Origin of the sequence: Paraburkholderia lebeckiae, assembly GCF_014201005.1 — a bacterium.
Lineage (GTDB): Bacteria > Pseudomonadota > Gammaproteobacteria > Burkholderiales > Burkholderiaceae > Paraburkholderia > Paraburkholderia tuberum.
On the sequence record NZ_JACHDK010000002.1, the window covers coordinates 540590 to 555860 of the forward strand.

A 15271-nucleotide genomic window follows, 5' to 3' on the forward strand; every position below is an offset into this window, starting at 1 on the left:
CCGCCAGGTACAACTCGAATACGGCTCGAAGCAGGCCGCCTCGAAGATGCCTGCCCCAACTCCCACGTTCAGCGACTTTAGTTTGCGCTGCCGTTGCGCAGCAGAGCATCCGAGATCGTCGACAGCACCTCAGCCAGTCGTCTTGCCGTCTCGGGAGATGGCAGCGGCAACCTGAGACTTCGCGCGCCCGTCACGGCATCGCGCTCGACCCACGGGTGTGCGGCAACCGCGCCATCGCCCGGCTCATTCAACGCCGACGCCAGCGCCGCGCCGAACTGCAGCAACCCTGACCACGGTTCGAAGGACGCGCCTCGTTGAGCTGTATCGATGGTCGAAGCTTGAGGCTGCTCTCCGGTACCGGCGAGGTCGGTTTCCACGACGCTCGCGTCACGCGCCGCGTCGCCGGACACGACTGCGCCGCTCGCGGCTTCCTCCGCCGCGGCCATGACCTCGCTCTCTCCCATGCGCCCCGCGACGTTTTCGACATCCTTCATGAAGCGGGTCAGGCGCGAACCACCGAGCAGAATTTCGCTGGCGCCGCCATCGAGGATGCCTTCCGCCAGCGAGCGCTTGAAAGCCAGCACCGACAGCATGCCCTCCTCGATCGTTCCCTTCGCGATGTAATTGACGACTTGTACCGGCTTTTTCTGGCCCAACCGATAGATACGCGCGATGCGCTGTTCCAGCACCGCCGGGTTCCACGGCAGATCCATGTTCACGAGCGTCGACGCGTGCTGGAGGTTGAGCCCCGTGCTACCTGCGTCCGTCGACAGAAATACCCGACAGTCCAAATCGTCCCGAAAGCGCTGCACCAGCGCGGGCCGATTTTCCGACGGCACGCCGCCATGGAAGCTGACGTAGCCGATGCCGAGCTTCTTGAGCCGGCGAATGACTATCTCATGCGTGCGCGTCCATTGACTGAACACCACGACTTTCTCGTCCGGCTGCGTGAAAAGCGACTCGAACAACGTCGCCAGCTCGTCGGCCTTCACGCCGTGATCGGTTTCCTGGTCCAGCAGATAGGTGCTGTTGCACGACATGCGCATGTTCTGCAAAGCACAGGTGAGGCGCCGCTGGTCCTGATCCGACAGAAACCTGGTGTTACGCCAGCGCCGGACGATTTTGGCCACGATGTCCGCGTTTTCCGTGTGATACGCCATCTGCAGCTCGGTCATGGGCACCAGCAGATTCTGATCGGTGCGCCCGGGCAACTGCAGCAGCACCTCGGACTTGCGACGCCGTATCATGATCGGTGCCAGGGTCTGGCTGATCTTCTCGAGGCCCGTGTATCCCGTCACGCGTCCCGCCTCGTCCTTGACCTGATGTTCGTGCAGCAGCTTCCACGTGGGCCCGAGACGGTGCTGGTCGACGAATTGAACGATGGAAACGAGTTCCTCCAGCTTGTTTTCGAGAGGCGTTCCCGTCAGCACGACGGCATAGGGGCTGTCGATTCGCTTGAGAACCTTCGCCGCAATGGTGTTCCAGTTCTTGATGCGCTGCGCCTCGTCGACGATGACCAGCTCCGGCGCCCACGCGGAAATCATGTCAAGGTCCGATTTCAGCTTCTCATAGTTGGTGATCTTGTAGAGATCCTGGGCCGCATATTCGCCCCGCCTCTGGGCAAGGCCGCCCGCGACTACCCTCGAAGCGTGGCCGGAGAACCGCGTGATCTCGCTCTGCCACTGATACTTGAGCGAAGTAGGGCAAATCACCAGCACTTTCGACACGCCAAAATGCCGGATCAGGATTTCCGCCGCCGCGACGGCCTGCACCGTCTTGCCGAGGCCCATTTCGTCGCCGATCAAGGCGCGCCCGGCACGCACGGCGAACAATGCGCCTTCGGCCTGGTACGGATAGAGCGGCACCTTGAGCAGCTTCTTCAGCGAGGGCGTCGCGCCTCCTTGCGGAAACTGCTCGTCGAGCATCCTGGCACGGCGCGCCGCATCGTTTCGGCCGGCGATGAAATCGAGCGCGTCGTCATGGGCGCGCAATTCGTGCCCGGCCTTCGCCACCCTGGAGAGAAAGCGCCCGAGATCTTCGAAACGGTCCTCCGGCAGATGCCATCGCCGAGACTCGTCGAACAAAGCGGCGGCCGCTTTGGCTACCTTTGCCGGACAATCCGCGCCGGCGCGAAAATGGACCGCTCGCCCTCCCTCGTTTCGCAAATACAGCTCCGAGAATGCGGGCTGATAACCACGGGCGAAGGCCGCCTTTGCGCCTCGCTTGCGCAGCAGTCGCGACAAGGTAAATTCAATGTGCTTGCAGGTGCCGAGTTCGTTGGTGGCGTAATCGGGACAGTCGCAAAAGTTGTCGCCCGGGCAGGCCCCACGAATCGACACGCGATAGCTGAAGTTCGACTCCGGATTGCCGACGCGGAATTCGGAGAAATACGTCTCCGTCCCGAGATTCTCCAGTGAGAACGCTTGCTCTTGCCCGAATTGCCGACGCAAGGCGCGCTGCCAGTCGGCGGGCGACATGTGATCGGGGGCGTGGATGCGGGAAAGCTTCGAGGATCGACGTGACTTGGTGGAAGAGTGTTTGCTAGTCATGACTTGACGTGATATTTGCGCGACCGACCCGCTCCAACAATGCGAAGTCCAGCGGGTCTCGGATTGCCTCCCACGCGGGCAGATCCAGTCAATCCGCCAACTGCTGAATCCGCCCCCCGGATCGAGTCCGTAACGCGTCCTTGATTGCCTACCGGCTCGGTAAAAACGAGGACACACAGTATATCCCGGACCTCGTCCTCCATCGCCCGCAGATTCGACACACAAGGTGGCACTCAGCACCGGCACTACCACATTCTCGGACAATAGCTTCGGCACGTAGCTCTACCCGTCGATACGGGCATCGACCATGTTGGCCCACTCTTGCAGCATGTGGCGCCGCTGCTCGGCGTACTCTGCCTTGTTGTAGATCGAACGTCCGTCCTCGTGCGCCAGGCACTTCTCGATCCAGTCGCCAGGCTGAAACTTGACTGATTCTGCTACGGCGCGTACTGACATCAGATATACATTGCTCTATCACACGTATATCTATCGTATATACAGTGTGGAGTGCATCATGCGCGACGCACCTATTAATCTTCGCGCCTTGCCAGAGCAACGTGATCTGATCGATTACGCAGCGAGCCTGCTTGGCAAAAACCGCTCCGACTTTATGTTGGAGGCCGCTTGCGAGCGCGCTCAGGCCGTCGTCCTGGATCGCACTTTCTTTGGGCTCGATTCGGAAAAATTTAAGCAGTTCACCGAATTGCTAGACGCGCCGAAAGTCGCAAACGCGGGTCTTGCCCGTCTTATGGACGTGAAAACCCCTTGGAATGAAAACAGCGAATGAATCGGAAGCTTTCTGCTCCGCAGCCGCTGCTGGCCGAGCACGACGTTGCCAGCTTTTCCTGCGGAAGGCTGGAGCTTGACGACTGGCTGAAGCGGCGCGCCCTGATTAACCACAACAGTGGGGCAAGCCGTGTATTAGTAACGACCGATGATACCGGCCGCGTCTACGGCTACTATGCCCTCGCGGCTGGAGCCGTTGCCCATGTCGATGCAACCGGCAACGTTCGTCGAAATATGCCGGATCCAATTCCGGTGGTTGTGCTTGGCCGGCTAGCACGAGACGTCAATACAAAAGGCATCCAACTCTGCGCTGCCCTTTTGAAGGACGCCCTCAATCGCGCTAGCTCGATCGCAAAAGATCTTGGCGTACGTGCGATGCTTGTGCATGCGATTGACGCACACGCAGCGGCTTTCTATGAGTCGTACGGGTTCACACCTTCTCCGATTCGTCCCCTCACACTCATGCTCCGACTGGCATGACGAGTGCGCAGAAAAGCCGCAGGGTGCGGCTTTTCTTCACCTGGCCAACTTTCCGCCACTACAGAATTGTCCAAAATATACGTCGGTACACGTGCCGTGGACAGCTGAAATTGCTGTCCGTGTACGAGCTTGCGCACGACCGAAACCCGGCTTCATGAAGCCCTGGCATGTAGTTCCGAAGCTGACGAATGACGCTCAGAAAGGCTGGTCGGCAATCTTGTACAGAGTTGTACGGGGCTTGAGGTTGCGAAGCGCGAATTCGGTGAGCATCGTGTGTCGTTCTCGTGGTTGGGACGACTTTTTACCGTCACCAACCACAAGACCTACAGACGCCCGCAAACCCACGCGGAGTCTAGCTTTTCGGGGAAAACCTTACCGTCATGCCCGGAATCGCATTGACGGTAACAATTGAAACCCGAATTTCGAACGGAACCATACCGTCCGGTTTACCGACACTTGTACCGTCTTTGATACCGTCAAATACGCCCCAGCTTTCTACGGAATGGTGGAGATACTCATTAAAAATCAAATACTTAGAGGCAACGTTGCACTCTGATAGACAATCCGAACAAGCCTCGTAAGCCATTGATTTAATTGAGATATTTTTACTCTCATTCCCATTCGATCGTCGCAGGCGGCTTCCCCGAGATGTCGTAGACGACCCGGTTGATCCCGCGCACTTCGTTGATGATCCGGTTCGACACATGCCCAAGCAGTTCATGCGGCAGATGCGCCCAATGCGCGGTCATGAAGTCGAGCGTCTGCACCGCGCGCAACGCGACGACGTACTCGTAGGTGCGCCCGTCGCCCATCACGCCGACGCTCTTGACCGGCAGGAACACCGCGAACGCCTGGCTCGTTAGGTCATACCACGACTTGCCGGTTTCGTTGTCGATCGTGTTGCGCAGCGTCTCGATGAAAATCGCGTCCGCGCGGCGCAGCAGGTCCGCGAAATCGCGCTTCACTTCGCCGAGGATCCGCACGCCCAGACCCGGACCCGGGAACGGATGGCGATACACCATCGAGTGCGGCAGACCGAGCTTCACGCCAAGCTCGCGCACTTCGTCCTTGAACAGCTCGCGCAGCGGTTCGAGCAGCTTCAGATTCAGCGTCTCCGGCAGACCACCGACATTGTGGTGGCTCTTGATGGTTTGCGCGGCCTTCTTGCCCTTGCCCGCCGATTCGATCACGTCCGGATAGATCGTGCCTTGTGCCAGCCACTTCGCGTCGGTGAGCTTGCCGGCTTCGGCCTGGAACACTTCGACGAACTCCGCGCCGATGATCTTGCGCTTCGCTTCAGGATCGGTCACGCCGGCGAGCTTGCCGAGGAATGCTTCGCTCGCGTCGACGTGAATCACCTTCACGCCAAGGTGATCGGCGAACAGCGCCATCACCTGCTCGGCTTCGTTCAGGCGCAGCAGGCCATGATCGACGAACACGCAAGTCAGTTGATCGCCGATCGCGCGGTGCAGCAGCGCCGCCGCCACCGACGAATCCACGCCGCCCGACAAGCCCAGAATGACGTGCTCGTTACCGACCTGCTCGCGAATCTTCGCGACGGCTTCGTCGATGTAGTGGCCCATTTCCCAATCGGCCTTCGCGCCGCAGATCTGCAGCACGAAGCGCTCGAGCATCGCGCGGCCCTGCACCGTGTGCGTGACTTCCGGATGCCATTGCAGGCCGTAGAAGCGGCGCTGTTCGTCGGCCATCGCGGCGATCGGGCACGATTCCGTCGATGCCATCAGCGCGAAACCCGGCGGCATCTCCAGCACCTTGTCGCCGTGGCTCATCCATACCTTCAGCATGCCGTGGCCTTCGGACGTGGTGAAGTCGCTGATGCCTTCGAGCAGGCTCGTATGGTTGCGCGCGCGCACTTCGGCGTAGCCGAATTCGCGCAGATGACCGATGTCGACCTTCCCGCCGAGCTGCTGCGCCATCGCCTGCATGCCGTAGCAGATGCCGAGCACCGGCACGCCGAGTTCGAACACGGCTTGCGGCACGCGCGGCGTGTCTTCCTCGGTGACCGAGCTCGGGCCGCCCGACAGAATCACGCCCTTCGGCGCGAAGTCGCGGATGAACGACGCGTCGACGTCGTACGGATGGATTTCCGAATACACGTTGGCTTCGCGAACGCGACGTGCAATCAGTTGGGTGACTTGCGAACCGAAGTCGAGAATCAGGATCTTGTCATGCATGGCAGCGGACGGAATCAGAAGTGAGCGGATACGGAATGCCGCGCGCGAGGCGCGGCGTCGAATTCAAAGCGGTCCACGCGGCGACGGTCTTGGCGCGGCGCGGACAGACAACGTTACGATGAAGCACAAGGGCGCGGCCAACCACGGAACTCGCCGCCTGCGATGCGCGCGAACGCAATCCGGTAGCTTCGGCAAACGGCCTGGCGCGCGGCGCTTCAACCATGAAACGGCGGGCGGGGTGCGCCGGGCACGTCGTTGCTGGTGTCGCGCGCGGCGCGTTCGGACTCGCTCACGCCAGGCTCGCTTGCGGCCGGATGAAGCGGCGCGGTAGTGCCAACGGAAGCCGCGGCAGCCGGATGGACCGGCCGCGTGACCGGCACGACGGGCTCTGGCACCGGCTCGGCGTGATAGACCGGAAAGCCCGCTGAGGCACGTGGCTCGCGCGCGTTGTCGCGTTCGGGTTCACGCTGCCGTGCGGCATCCTTTTCGGCTTCATTCGCGACACGCTTATTGGCACGACTGTCGGCCTTGCTCGACGAGGGCTTGACCACGATCCCCTTCTCGCGCCGCCGCACCGCACCCGACAGTCGCACGCCGCCGAGCCCGATCACCACCAGCACGATACCGGCCAGCACCGCCACCATCTGCCCGAAGCCGGTCAGTGACGGCGTATGCAGCCCCAGCAGCCAGACCAGCATCAGCACGCCGATCAGCCAGTGCGCATGACCGACGACCTTCGCGACCGTCGAGGTCAGCGCCCCGTCGAACGACGCATGCACCGCGAGCCAAGCGAGCCCGATCAGCGCGACGCCGAACGCCTGGCCGACCAGCATCGGCTCCGTTGGCACCAGTTGCAACGCGTCGTACAGCGAGGTCCACGGCGTCAGCACGAACAGCAGGCCGAACGCCAGCAGCAACAACGCATCGAGGATCAGTACAACGCGCAGCAGTGGCTTCATGGGCGTTTAGTCCACGTGGTAGTTGGGCGCTTCCTTGGTGATTTGCACGTCGTGCACATGCGACTCGCGCAGGCCCGCACCGGTGATCTGCACGAACTCGGCCTTCTCGTTCATTTCGGCGATGGTGCGGCAGCCGCAGTAGCCCATGCTCGCACGCACGCCGCCGATCAGCTGGAACAGGATCGCGTTGACCGAACCCTTGTACGCGACGCGACCTTCGATGCCTTCCGGCACCAGCTTGTCGATGTTGGCCGAGTTGTCCTGGAAGTAGCGGTCCGCCGCGCCGTCCTTCATGGCGCCGACCGAGCCCATGCCACGGTACGACTTGTACTGGCGGCCCTGGTACAGGAATACCTCGCCCGGCGACTCCTCGGTACCGGCGAACATGCTGCCCATCATGACCGCGCTGGCGCCCGCCGCGAGCGCCTTGCTGACGTCGCCCGAGAAGCGCACGCCGCCGTCGGCGACGACCGGCACGCCGGTGCCGTTCAGCGCTTCGGACACGTTGGAGATAGCGGTGACCTGCGGCACGCCGACGCCTGCGACGATTCGCGTCGTGCAGATGGAGCCCGGGCCGATACCGACCTTGACGCCGTCCGCGCCGTATTCGACGAGCGCCTTGGCGGCCGCGGCGGTTGCGATGTTGCCGCCGATCACCTCGACGTGCGGGAAGTTCTGCTTGACCCACTTGACGCGCTCGAGCACGCCCTTGCTGTGGCCATGCGCGGTATCGACGACGATCACGTCGACGCCGGCCTGCACGAGCAGCTCGACGCGCTCTTCGTTGTCCGCGCCGACGCCGACCGCCGCGCCCGCGCGCAGCTTGCCGTGCTCGTCCTTGCATGCGTCCGGGTGCTCGGTCTGCTTGGTGATGTCCTTGACGGTCATCAGGCCGCGCAGTTCGAATGCGTCGTTGACGACCAGCACGCGCTCGAGGCGGTGGCTGTGCATCAGCGCCTTCGCTTCGGCGAGCGGCGTGCCTTCCTTGACGGTGACGAGGCGCTCGCGCGGCGTCATGATGTTGCGCACCGGCTCGTCCAGACGCTCTTCGAAGCGCAGGTCGCGGTTGGTCACGATGCCGACGAGCTGCGAGCCTTCGACGACCGGGAAGCCCGAAATGCCATGCTGGCGCGACAGCGCGATCACGTCGCGCACTTTCATTTGCGGCGGCACGGTGATCGGGTCGCGCACGACACCCGACTCGAAACGCTTGACCTTCGCGACTTCACGCGCCTGCTCGGCCGGTGTGAGGTTCTTGTGGATGATGCCGACGCCGCCCATTTGCGCCATGGCGATTGCCAGACGTGCTTCGGTGACCGTGTCCATCGCGGCGGACACGAGCGGCATGTTGAGGGAGATGTTGCGGGTCAGCCGGGTCTTGAGGCTGGTGTCGCGCGGCAGAACGTCGGAGAAGGCCGGGACGAGGAGCACGTCATCGAATGTGAGTGCTGTTTGGATCAGACGCATGGCAAATCCTATAGGCGCAAAAGCGAATTATACGCGATACCACCCCGGTTTTCACTGCGCGAACAGCAGCTTAGCGAATTTCAGACGATTTTTTGCCGCTCCCGCATGCGTCGATTTCGCTTGCCTGTTCGCGTCGGGTTCGATCGGGTTTCGTTTGCGCGTTCGCAGGCGAAATCGGGGCAGAGCCGACGGCATTTTCGCGGCACGTACCCTGTCGAGCGGCGGTCGAGCGGCCCGAATGCAGGATCGAACAAGACGCCCCGCTCGCATAACCGCTATTCTGCCGGCCATTCCAGTTTCTTCAGCAGAGGCAGTCGATGCAGCGAGGTGTCGTATACGGGGTCATGGCCGGAGCCTTGTGGGGCATGGTGTTTCTGGTGCCGCGCGTGCTGCCCGACTTCTCCCCGCTCCTGCTCGTCGCCGGCCGCTACTCGATGTACGGCGTCGTGTCGCTCGCCGCGGCGCTACCGATCGCGCGTTCGCTCGCCAAACGGCTGAGCCGCGAGGATCTGATCGCGCTCGTGAAGCTCGCGCTGGCCGGCAATATCGTCTATTACCTGCTGCTGACGGCCGCCGTGCACCTGATCGGAATCGCACCGGCCTCGCTGATCGTCGGCGTGCTGCCGGTCACGGTCACGCTGGTCGGCCGGCGCGATCACGGCGCGGTGCCGCTCGCGCGCCTCGCATGGCCGCTCGCGACCGTGATGGCGGGCATCGTCTGCATCAATATCGACGTCTTTACGGTGGCCGGCGCGGCGCCGGTGAGCATCGCGACGCGCCTGCTCGGCGTGGCCTGCGCGGTGGGCGCGCTCATCTGCTGGACGTGGTTCGCGGTCGAGAACGCCCGTTACCTGCAGCGTCAGACGCACTTCAGCGGCAATGAGTGGTCGGTGCTGTGGGGTGTCGTGACTGGCGCGCTCGGCGGCGCGTTGTGGCTCGTGGTCGCGGCGCTGCCGTCGGGCGGCCCGCAGGGTGAGTTGGCCGACCCGCGCTGGCACACGTTCTGGCTGCTCAACCTCGCACTCGCGATCGGCGCGTCGTGGCTCGGCAACGGCCTGTGGAATGCCGCGGCAAAACGGCTGCCGCTTACGCTGTCCGGCCAGATGATCGTGTTCGAGACGCTGTTCGCGCTGCTTTACGCGTTCATTTACGACGAGCGCCTGCCGCGCCCGCTCGAACTCGCGGCGATCCTGCTGCTGGTGGCGGGGGTCTGGTGGTCGGTGCGCCGGCATTCGGACGACGATTCTTCGGGTGCGGCGCGCATCGAGGGCATGAACGATAAGGCGCAGACGGCGCCGCCCTGAGGTGACGTGACGTGATGATGCAAGACGGGCGGCGCGCGAAAAAGTCCGCCGCCCCCCCCAACTAGCGCCGCCTAGCGCGAATCCTTGTTCAACCAACGCCGCCCCTCGATCGACCCCGCCTTGCGTGTCTTTTCGACGCGGCGTTGGCGCGACACCTTCGGGTCCACCAGCAACGGCCGGTAAATCTCGACGCGATCATGGTCGGCCAGCACCGTATCGAGCGGCTTGAGCTTGCCGAACACGCCCACCTTCTGCGTGTTCAGATCGATCGATGGAAAGCGCTGCAGAATCCCGCTTGCGCCGATAGCCTGTTGCAGCGTCGCGCCCGCGGGCAACTCGACCGCAATCAGCGCCTGCTCGGCAGCGAGCGCATAGCAGACCTCGACTGTTAGCCGCGCGCTCATGACTGACCATAGCGCTGGTTAGCGCGCTTCACGAAAGATTCGACGAAGGTATTGGCGATGTGATTGAACACCGGCCCGATGATCTTCTCGAGCAGGATGCTGGTGAACTCGTAGTGCAGCGCGAATTCGATCTTGCATGCATCGGCGCGCAGCGGCGTGAAGCGCCAGAAACCGGTGAACTTGCGAAACGGACCGTCGGCGAATTCCATGTCGATGCGCGTGGGGCGCTCCATCGAGTTACGCGTGGCGAAATGCTGCTTGATGCCCTTGAAGTTGATATCGATCCTCGCCTCCATGCTGGTGTCGTCCCGGTGACGAATTTCGATGCCCCCGCACCATGGCAGGAACTTGGGGTAATCGTCGACGTCGGTGACGAGGTCGAACATCTGCTCCGCCGAATGGCGAATCAAAACGGTTTTCTGGACATCTGCCATAAATTGAACAGCGCGTGGCAACGGTGGACGAGCGCCGCGGGCTTTCCTTGCCCCGCTTTGCTAAAATCGTGATTTTAAACGAGTTGGGCACTTTCCATTCATGAGCATCATAGACAACAGAAAAGCCTTCTACGACTACTCGGTCGAGGAACGCTATGAGGCAGGCCTCGTGCTCGAAGGATGGGAGGTCAAGGCGTTGCGCGCCGGGCGCGGCCAGATCAAGGAAGGCTACGTGGTGATCCGCAACGGCGAGCTGTTCCTGATCGGCACGCACATCAGCCCGCTGCCCGAAGCGTCGACGCACATCCATCCCGATCCGGTGCGCACGCGCAAGCTGCTCCTGCATAGCGAGGAGATCAGCAAGCTGATCGGCAAGGTCGAGCAGCGCGGCTACACGCTCGTGCCGCTGAATTTTCACTACAAGAACGGTCGCGTCAAATGCGAGATCGGTCTCGCGAAAGGCAAGAAGATGCACGACAAGCGCGAGACCGAGAAGAAGCGCGACTGGGAGCGCGAGAAGGCGCGCTTGATGCGCTCGCCGACCTGAACGCGATTCGTTTCCGGCTCATGCAAAAACGGCCCGCACATCGATGTGCGGGCCATTTGTTTTTACGTCAGGCGCTCATTGCGCATGCGTTGCCCGTTCGTCAGCGCAAGTCGCCGCGCGGCGGCTCCGCTGCCGCCTTGCTCTTGTTCACGATGGTCAGCGCCGACGCGATCATCGAACTCATGTTCGACATGTCGCCCGGCACGATCAGTGTCGTGCCCTGCCTGGCGAGGTTCGAGAACGCGTTCACGTATTGTTCGGCCACCTTCAGATTCACCGCGTCCATGCCGCCGTTCAGCTGGATCGCCGCCGCGATCTTCTGGATCGCCTGCGCGTTCGCCTCGGCCACCGCCAGAATCGCCGCGGCCTGCCCCTGCGCCTGGTTGATCGCTGCCTGACGCTCGCCCTCGGACTTCTGGATCGCCGCCTCGCGGCCGCCCGACGCGATATTGATCTGCTCCTGCTTGCGCCCTTCCGATGCCGCGATCAGCGCGCGCTTCTCGCGCTCGGCAGTGATCTGCGCCTGCATCGCGTGTAGGATTTCCTTTGGCGGCGTCAGGTCCTTGATCTCGTAGCGCAGCACTTTTACGCCCCAGTTCGCGGCCGCCTCGTCCAGCGCGGACACGATGCTGTGATTGATGAAATCGCGCTCCTCGAAGGTCCGGTCCAGCTCCAGCTTGCCGATGACCGAGCGCAGCGTGGTCTGCGACAACTGCGTGATCGCGAACACGAAGTTGCTCGATCCATACGATGCCTTCATCGGATCGGTGACCTGGAAATACAGCACACCGTCGACCTGCAGTTGCGTGTTGTCGCGCGTAATACAAACCTGGCTCGGCACTTCGAGAGGAATTTCCTTCAGCACGTGCTTGTACGCGACCCGGTCGACGAACGGGAACGCGAAGCTCAGACCCGGCGTCAGCGTCGCGTGATAACGGCCTAGGCGCTCGAGCACCCACGCATGCTGCTGCGGCACGATCTTGATGGTCTGCGACGCGAGCACGATCACGACGATCAGCAGCACTGCCCCGACGATGGTTGAATCCATATCTTTATCCTCCGGTTCTGCTTCGAATAGTTGTGCGCAGGTTGGTCGGGCCTGCGTTTTCAGCTTAGGCGGCCGGCGCTCAGATGGTCAGGTCGCGCTCGCGCGCGCCTTCGGCTGCCGCCTCGCGACGACGACGAGGCAACTGCCCCGTAACTCCCTGATCTCGTAGACCTGCGCGTCTTCCGGTTCGCCCGCGGCCAGCTCGACGTCCCATGCCGCGCCACGATAGGTCGCGCGTGCTTTGCGCCCCTGCCAGGCCGGCACGTTCAGCGTCTGCCCGATATCCAGATTGACATCCGGATTGCGCGACGCCTGCTCGCGCCTACGACGGCCGAAGCGCGAGCGTCTGAGAACCACGACCGCCGCAAGCGCAACCAGCGCCGCCACCACGAATTGCAGATCGGTCCCGGCGCCGGCAATGCGCGCAAGTGCGGCCGCGACGAAGCCGAACGCGATCATCAACAGATAGAAGGTGCCGCTCATCAGTTCCAGCACGACAAGCACACCCGCCCCGATCCACCAGAACAGTTCACCAGGCGCCACATCGACCTCCACAAAGCAAAACACCCCGGTTCTACCGGGGTGTTTATAGCACGAAGCGGACGTGCCTTTAACGCGTGCCGAATGCCGCCTGCGAAGCGGCATTCGATGCCTCGCGAGTTACTGCTTCGCCTTTGCCAGTTGCTGCCACGTATCGATGATCGTGTCGGGGTTGAGCGAGATCGACTTGATGCCTTCGTCCGTCAGCCATTGCGCAAAGTCCGGATGATCCGACGGCCCCTGGCCGCAGATACCGACGTACTTGTCCAGACGCAGACAGGTTTCGATTGCGCGCTTGAGCAGGAACTTGACCGCTGGATCACGCTCGTCGAAATCGACCGCGAGCAGCTCCATGCCCGAGTCGCGGTCGAGGCCGAGCGTGAGCTGCGTCAGGTCGTTCGAGCCGATCGAAAATCCGTCGAAGTACTGCAGGAACTCTTCCGCGAGGATCGCGTTCGTCGGCACTTCGCACATCATGATCAGACGCAGGCCCTTCTCGCCGCGCTTCAGGCCGAACTTCGCGAGCAGCCCGACCACGCGCTCCGCCTGCTTCAGCGTACGCACGAACGGCACCATGATCTCGACGTTGTCGAGGCCCATCTCTTCACGCACCTTCTTCAGCGCGACGCATTCCATCTGGAACGCCTCGGCGAAGTCTTCCGCGATATAGCGCGACGCGCCGCGGAAGCCCAGCATCGGGTTTTCCTCGTCCGGCTCATAGCGCGAGCCGCCGATCAGCTTCTTGTACTCGTTCGACTTGAAGTCCGACAGACGCACGATGACGGGCTTCGGATAGAACGCCGCCGCGATCGTTGCGATACCTTCGGTCAGCTTGTCGACGTAGAACGCGCGCGGCGAAGCGTGACCGCGCGCGACGCTTTCGACCGCCTTCTTCAGGTCCTGATCGACGTTCGGGTACTCGAGGATCGCCTTCGGGTGCACGCCGATGTTGTTGTTGATGATGAACTCGAGCCGCGCGAGACCCACACCTGCGTTCGGCAGTTGCGAGAAGTCGAATGCGAGTTGCGGATTGCCGACGTTCATCATGATCTTCACCGGAATTGGCGGCAGTTCGCCGCGCTGCACTTCGGTGATTTCGGTTTCGAGCAGGCCGTCGTAGATCTTGCCTTCGTCGCCTTCCGCACATGACACGGTGACGAGCGCGCCGTCCTTCAGCACGTCGGTCGCGTCGCCGCAGCCGACCACGGCCGGCACGCCCAGCTCACGCGCGATGATCGCCGCATGGCAGGTGCGGCCGCCACGGTTCGTGACGATCGCCGACGCACGCTTCATGACCGGCTCCCAGTTCGGGTCGGTCATGTCGGCGACGAGCACGTCGCCCGGCTGCACACGGTCCATCTCCGACGGGTCGTGGATCACGCGTACCGGACCCGCGCCGATCTTCTGACCGATCGCGCGGCCCGTTGCCAGCACGTTCGACTGGCCCTTCAGCTTGAAGCGCTGCTCGGCCTTGCCGCCGCCCTGGCTCTTCACCGTTTCCGGACGCGCCTGCAGGATGAAAATCTTGCCGTCGCGGCCGTCCTTGCCCCACTCGATGTCCATCGGACGCTGGTAGTGCTTCTCGATGATCACCGCGTACTTCGCGAGCTCGATCACGTCTTCGTCGGTGATCGAGAAGCGGTTGCGCTGTTCGTGCGCGATGTCGACGGTCTTCACGCGGCCCGGCTCGCCCGGCTTCGTGAACTCCATCTTGATCAGCTTCGAGCCGATCGAGCGGCGGATGATCGGGTACTTGCCCTGGGCGAGCGTGGTCTTGAACACGTAGAACTCGTCCGGATTCACCGCGCCCTGCACGACGGTTTCGCCAAGGCCATAGCTCGACGTGATGAAGACGGCGTCCTTGAAACCGGATTCGGTATCGAGCGTGAACATCACGCCCGCGGCGCCGACATCCGAGCGCACCATGCGCTGCACACCCGCCGACAACGCGACTTCAGCATGCGTGAAGCCCTTGTGAACGCGATAGGAGATGGCACGGTCGTTGTACAGCGACGCGAACACATGCTTCATGCGATCGAGCACGTCGTCGATGCCGACCACGTTCAGATAGCTTTCCTGCTGCCCGGCGAACGATGCGTCCGGCAGGTCTTCCGCGGTCGCGGATGAACGCACGGCAAACGACAGCTCCTCGGGCGAGCTCTTTTGCAGCGTGTCGAACCCCGCGCGAATGTCAGCCTCGAGTTGCGGCTGCAGCGGCGCGTCGACGATCCATTGACGGATCTCCTTGCCCGCTTCGGCGAGCGCCTTCACGTCGTCGACGTCGAGCGTCTCGAGACGTTTGGCGATGCGTTCAGTCAGATCGTTGTGCTGCAGGAAGTCACGGAACGCGAGCGCGGTGGTCGCGAAGCCAGTCGGCACGCGCACGCCGGCTTCCGCGAGCTGGCTGATCATCTCGCCCAGCGACGCGTTCTTGCCGCCGACGATTTCCACGTCGGTCATCCGCAACTGCTCGAACGGAACTACATACGCCTTGTCCTTTGCGACGGTAACTGCGTTAGTCATACAAGCCCCTAAGTGTGAAAGAAATTCGCGGCTGT

At 62.5% G+C, this 15271-nt stretch carries 13 protein-coding genes and 1 pseudogene; 4 read left to right on the forward strand and 10 right to left on the reverse strand.

Features of this window, described 5'->3' with window-relative positions; all coding sequences use genetic code 11:
- Nucleotides 1-77: 77 nt before the first annotated feature.
- Nucleotides 78-2549: a DEAD/DEAH box helicase gene (locus HDG39_RS05720; protein WP_260327540.1), complete on the reverse strand. Its 2472-nt coding sequence runs from the start codon at nt 2547-2549 to the stop codon at nt 78-80.
- Nucleotides 2550-2831: 282 nt separating this feature from the next.
- Nucleotides 2832-2960, reverse strand: a pseudogene (locus HDG39_RS05725) (tyrosine-type recombinase/integrase); the annotation flags it as partial.
- 103 nt (nt 2961-3063) lie between these two features.
- Here HDG39_RS05725 and HDG39_RS05730 point away from each other — a divergent pair.
- Both HDG39_RS05730 and HDG39_RS05735 read left to right on the forward strand, forming a co-directional pair.
- Nucleotides 3064-3336 carry a type II toxin-antitoxin system TacA family antitoxin gene (locus tag HDG39_RS05730; RefSeq protein WP_184003951.1) on the forward strand — a complete coding sequence of 91 codons (273 nt, stop codon included), beginning with the start codon at nt 3064-3066 and terminating at the stop codon, nt 3334-3336.
- Entirely contained in the window at nt 3333-3815 is a 483-nt protein-coding gene (locus HDG39_RS05735; RefSeq protein WP_184003953.1) for a GNAT family N-acetyltransferase, read from the forward strand. The genes HDG39_RS05730 and HDG39_RS05735 overlap by 4 nt, the downstream gene beginning before the upstream one ends.
- A 611-nt stretch (nt 3816-4426) precedes the next feature.
- Here the strand turns inward: HDG39_RS05735 and guaA are convergent.
- The 3 genes from guaA to guaB all read right to left on the reverse strand — a co-directional run bounded on the left by guaA (nt 4427) and on the right by guaB (nt 8436).
- Nucleotides 4427-6010 carry a glutamine-hydrolyzing GMP synthase gene (gene guaA, locus HDG39_RS05740; protein WP_184003955.1) on the reverse strand — a complete coding sequence of 528 codons (1584 nt, stop codon included), beginning with the start codon at nt 6008-6010 and terminating at the stop codon, nt 4427-4429.
- Nucleotides 6011-6225: 215 nt separating this feature from the next.
- The gene (locus HDG39_RS05745) at nt 6226-6969 is read right to left on the reverse strand and encodes a hypothetical protein (protein ID WP_184003957.1); all 744 of its coding nucleotides are present in this window, start codon (nt 6967-6969) and stop codon (nt 6226-6228) included.
- Between the two features lie 6 nt (nt 6970-6975).
- A complete protein-coding gene (gene guaB, locus HDG39_RS05750) occupies nt 6976-8436 on the reverse strand; it encodes an IMP dehydrogenase (protein ID WP_184003959.1) in 1461 nt (486 codons plus the stop codon).
- 317 nt (nt 8437-8753) lie between these two features.
- Between guaB and HDG39_RS05755 the strand changes: the two genes are divergently transcribed.
- Nucleotides 8754-9740 carry a DMT family transporter gene (locus HDG39_RS05755; protein ID WP_184003961.1) on the forward strand — a complete coding sequence of 329 codons (987 nt, stop codon included), beginning with the start codon at nt 8754-8756 and terminating at the stop codon, nt 9738-9740.
- A gap of 71 nt (nt 9741-9811) precedes the next feature.
- On the opposite strand, the gene HDG39_RS05760 is transcribed toward HDG39_RS05755, so the two are convergent.
- Together HDG39_RS05760 and HDG39_RS05765 are read right to left on the reverse strand one after the other, a co-directional pair.
- Complete coding sequence (locus HDG39_RS05760; RefSeq protein ID WP_090800565.1) at nt 9812-10144, reverse strand: RnfH family protein; 333 nt, start codon at nt 10142-10144, stop codon at nt 9812-9814.
- The gene (locus HDG39_RS05765; RefSeq protein ID WP_018417666.1) at nt 10141-10578 is read right to left on the reverse strand and encodes a type II toxin-antitoxin system RatA family toxin; all 438 of its coding nucleotides are present in this window, start codon (nt 10576-10578) and stop codon (nt 10141-10143) included. Before HDG39_RS05765 ends, HDG39_RS05760 begins: the two co-directional genes overlap by 4 nt.
- A 100-nt stretch (nt 10579-10678) precedes the next feature.
- Here HDG39_RS05765 and smpB point away from each other — a divergent pair, with 100 nt between their 5' ends.
- Nucleotides 10679-11125 (forward strand): SsrA-binding protein SmpB, encoded by a 447-nt coding sequence (gene smpB / locus HDG39_RS05770; protein ID WP_013089686.1) that lies wholly within the window; start codon nt 10679-10681, stop codon nt 11123-11125.
- A 100-nt stretch (nt 11126-11225) separates the two neighbouring features.
- Here the strand turns inward: smpB and HDG39_RS05775 are convergent, their stop codons facing one another.
- The 3 genes from HDG39_RS05775 to ppsA all read right to left on the reverse strand — a co-directional run bounded on the left by HDG39_RS05775 (nt 11226) and on the right by ppsA (nt 15236).
- Entirely contained in the window at nt 11226-12173 is a 948-nt protein-coding gene (locus HDG39_RS05775) for an SPFH domain-containing protein (RefSeq protein ID WP_090800567.1), read from the reverse strand.
- A gap of 87 nt (nt 12174-12260) precedes the next feature.
- The gene (locus HDG39_RS05780; protein WP_184003963.1) at nt 12261-12716 is read right to left on the reverse strand and encodes an NfeD family protein; all 456 of its coding nucleotides are present in this window, start codon (nt 12714-12716) and stop codon (nt 12261-12263) included.
- Nucleotides 12717-12833: 117 nt separating this feature from the next.
- On the reverse strand, nt 12834-15236 hold the full coding sequence (ppsA, locus tag HDG39_RS05785; RefSeq protein ID WP_184003965.1) for a phosphoenolpyruvate synthase: 2403 nt from the start codon (nt 15234-15236) through the stop codon (nt 12834-12836).
- Nucleotides 15237-15271: the final 35 nt, after the last annotated feature.

What these genes read in the sequence shown, in the direction of transcription:
- HDG39_RS05720 (WP_260327540.1), bottom strand. Translation starts at nt 2,549, where the DNA reads ATGACTAGCAAACACTCTTCCACCAAGTCACGTCGATCCTCGAAGCTT.
- HDG39_RS05730 (WP_184003951.1), top strand. Translation starts at nt 3,064, where the DNA reads ATGCGCGACGCACCTATTAATCTTCGCGCCTTGCCAGAGCAACGTGAT.
- HDG39_RS05735 (WP_184003953.1), top strand. Translation starts at nt 3,333, where the DNA reads ATGAATCGGAAGCTTTCTGCTCCGCAGCCGCTGCTGGCCGAGCACGAC.
- guaA (WP_184003955.1), bottom strand. Translation starts at nt 6,010, where the DNA reads ATGCATGACAAGATCCTGATTCTCGACTTCGGTTCGCAAGTCACCCAA.
- HDG39_RS05745 (WP_184003957.1), bottom strand. Translation starts at nt 6,969, where the DNA reads ATGAAGCCACTGCTGCGCGTTGTACTGATCCTCGATGCGTTGTTGCTG.
- guaB (WP_184003959.1), bottom strand. Translation starts at nt 8,436, where the DNA reads ATGCGTCTGATCCAAACAGCACTCACATTCGATGACGTGCTCCTCGTC.
- HDG39_RS05755 (WP_184003961.1), top strand. Translation starts at nt 8,754, where the DNA reads ATGCAGCGAGGTGTCGTATACGGGGTCATGGCCGGAGCCTTGTGGGGC.
- HDG39_RS05760 (WP_090800565.1), bottom strand. Translation starts at nt 10,144, where the DNA reads ATGAGCGCGCGGCTAACAGTCGAGGTCTGCTATGCGCTCGCTGCCGAG.
- HDG39_RS05765 (WP_018417666.1), bottom strand. Translation starts at nt 10,578, where the DNA reads ATGGCAGATGTCCAGAAAACCGTTTTGATTCGCCATTCGGCGGAGCAG.
- smpB (WP_013089686.1), top strand. Translation starts at nt 10,679, where the DNA reads ATGAGCATCATAGACAACAGAAAAGCCTTCTACGACTACTCGGTCGAG.
- HDG39_RS05775 (WP_090800567.1), bottom strand. Translation starts at nt 12,173, where the DNA reads ATGGATTCAACCATCGTCGGGGCAGTGCTGCTGATCGTCGTGATCGTG.
- ppsA (WP_184003965.1), bottom strand. Translation starts at nt 15,236, where the DNA reads ATGACTAACGCAGTTACCGTCGCAAAGGACAAGGCGTATGTAGTTCCG.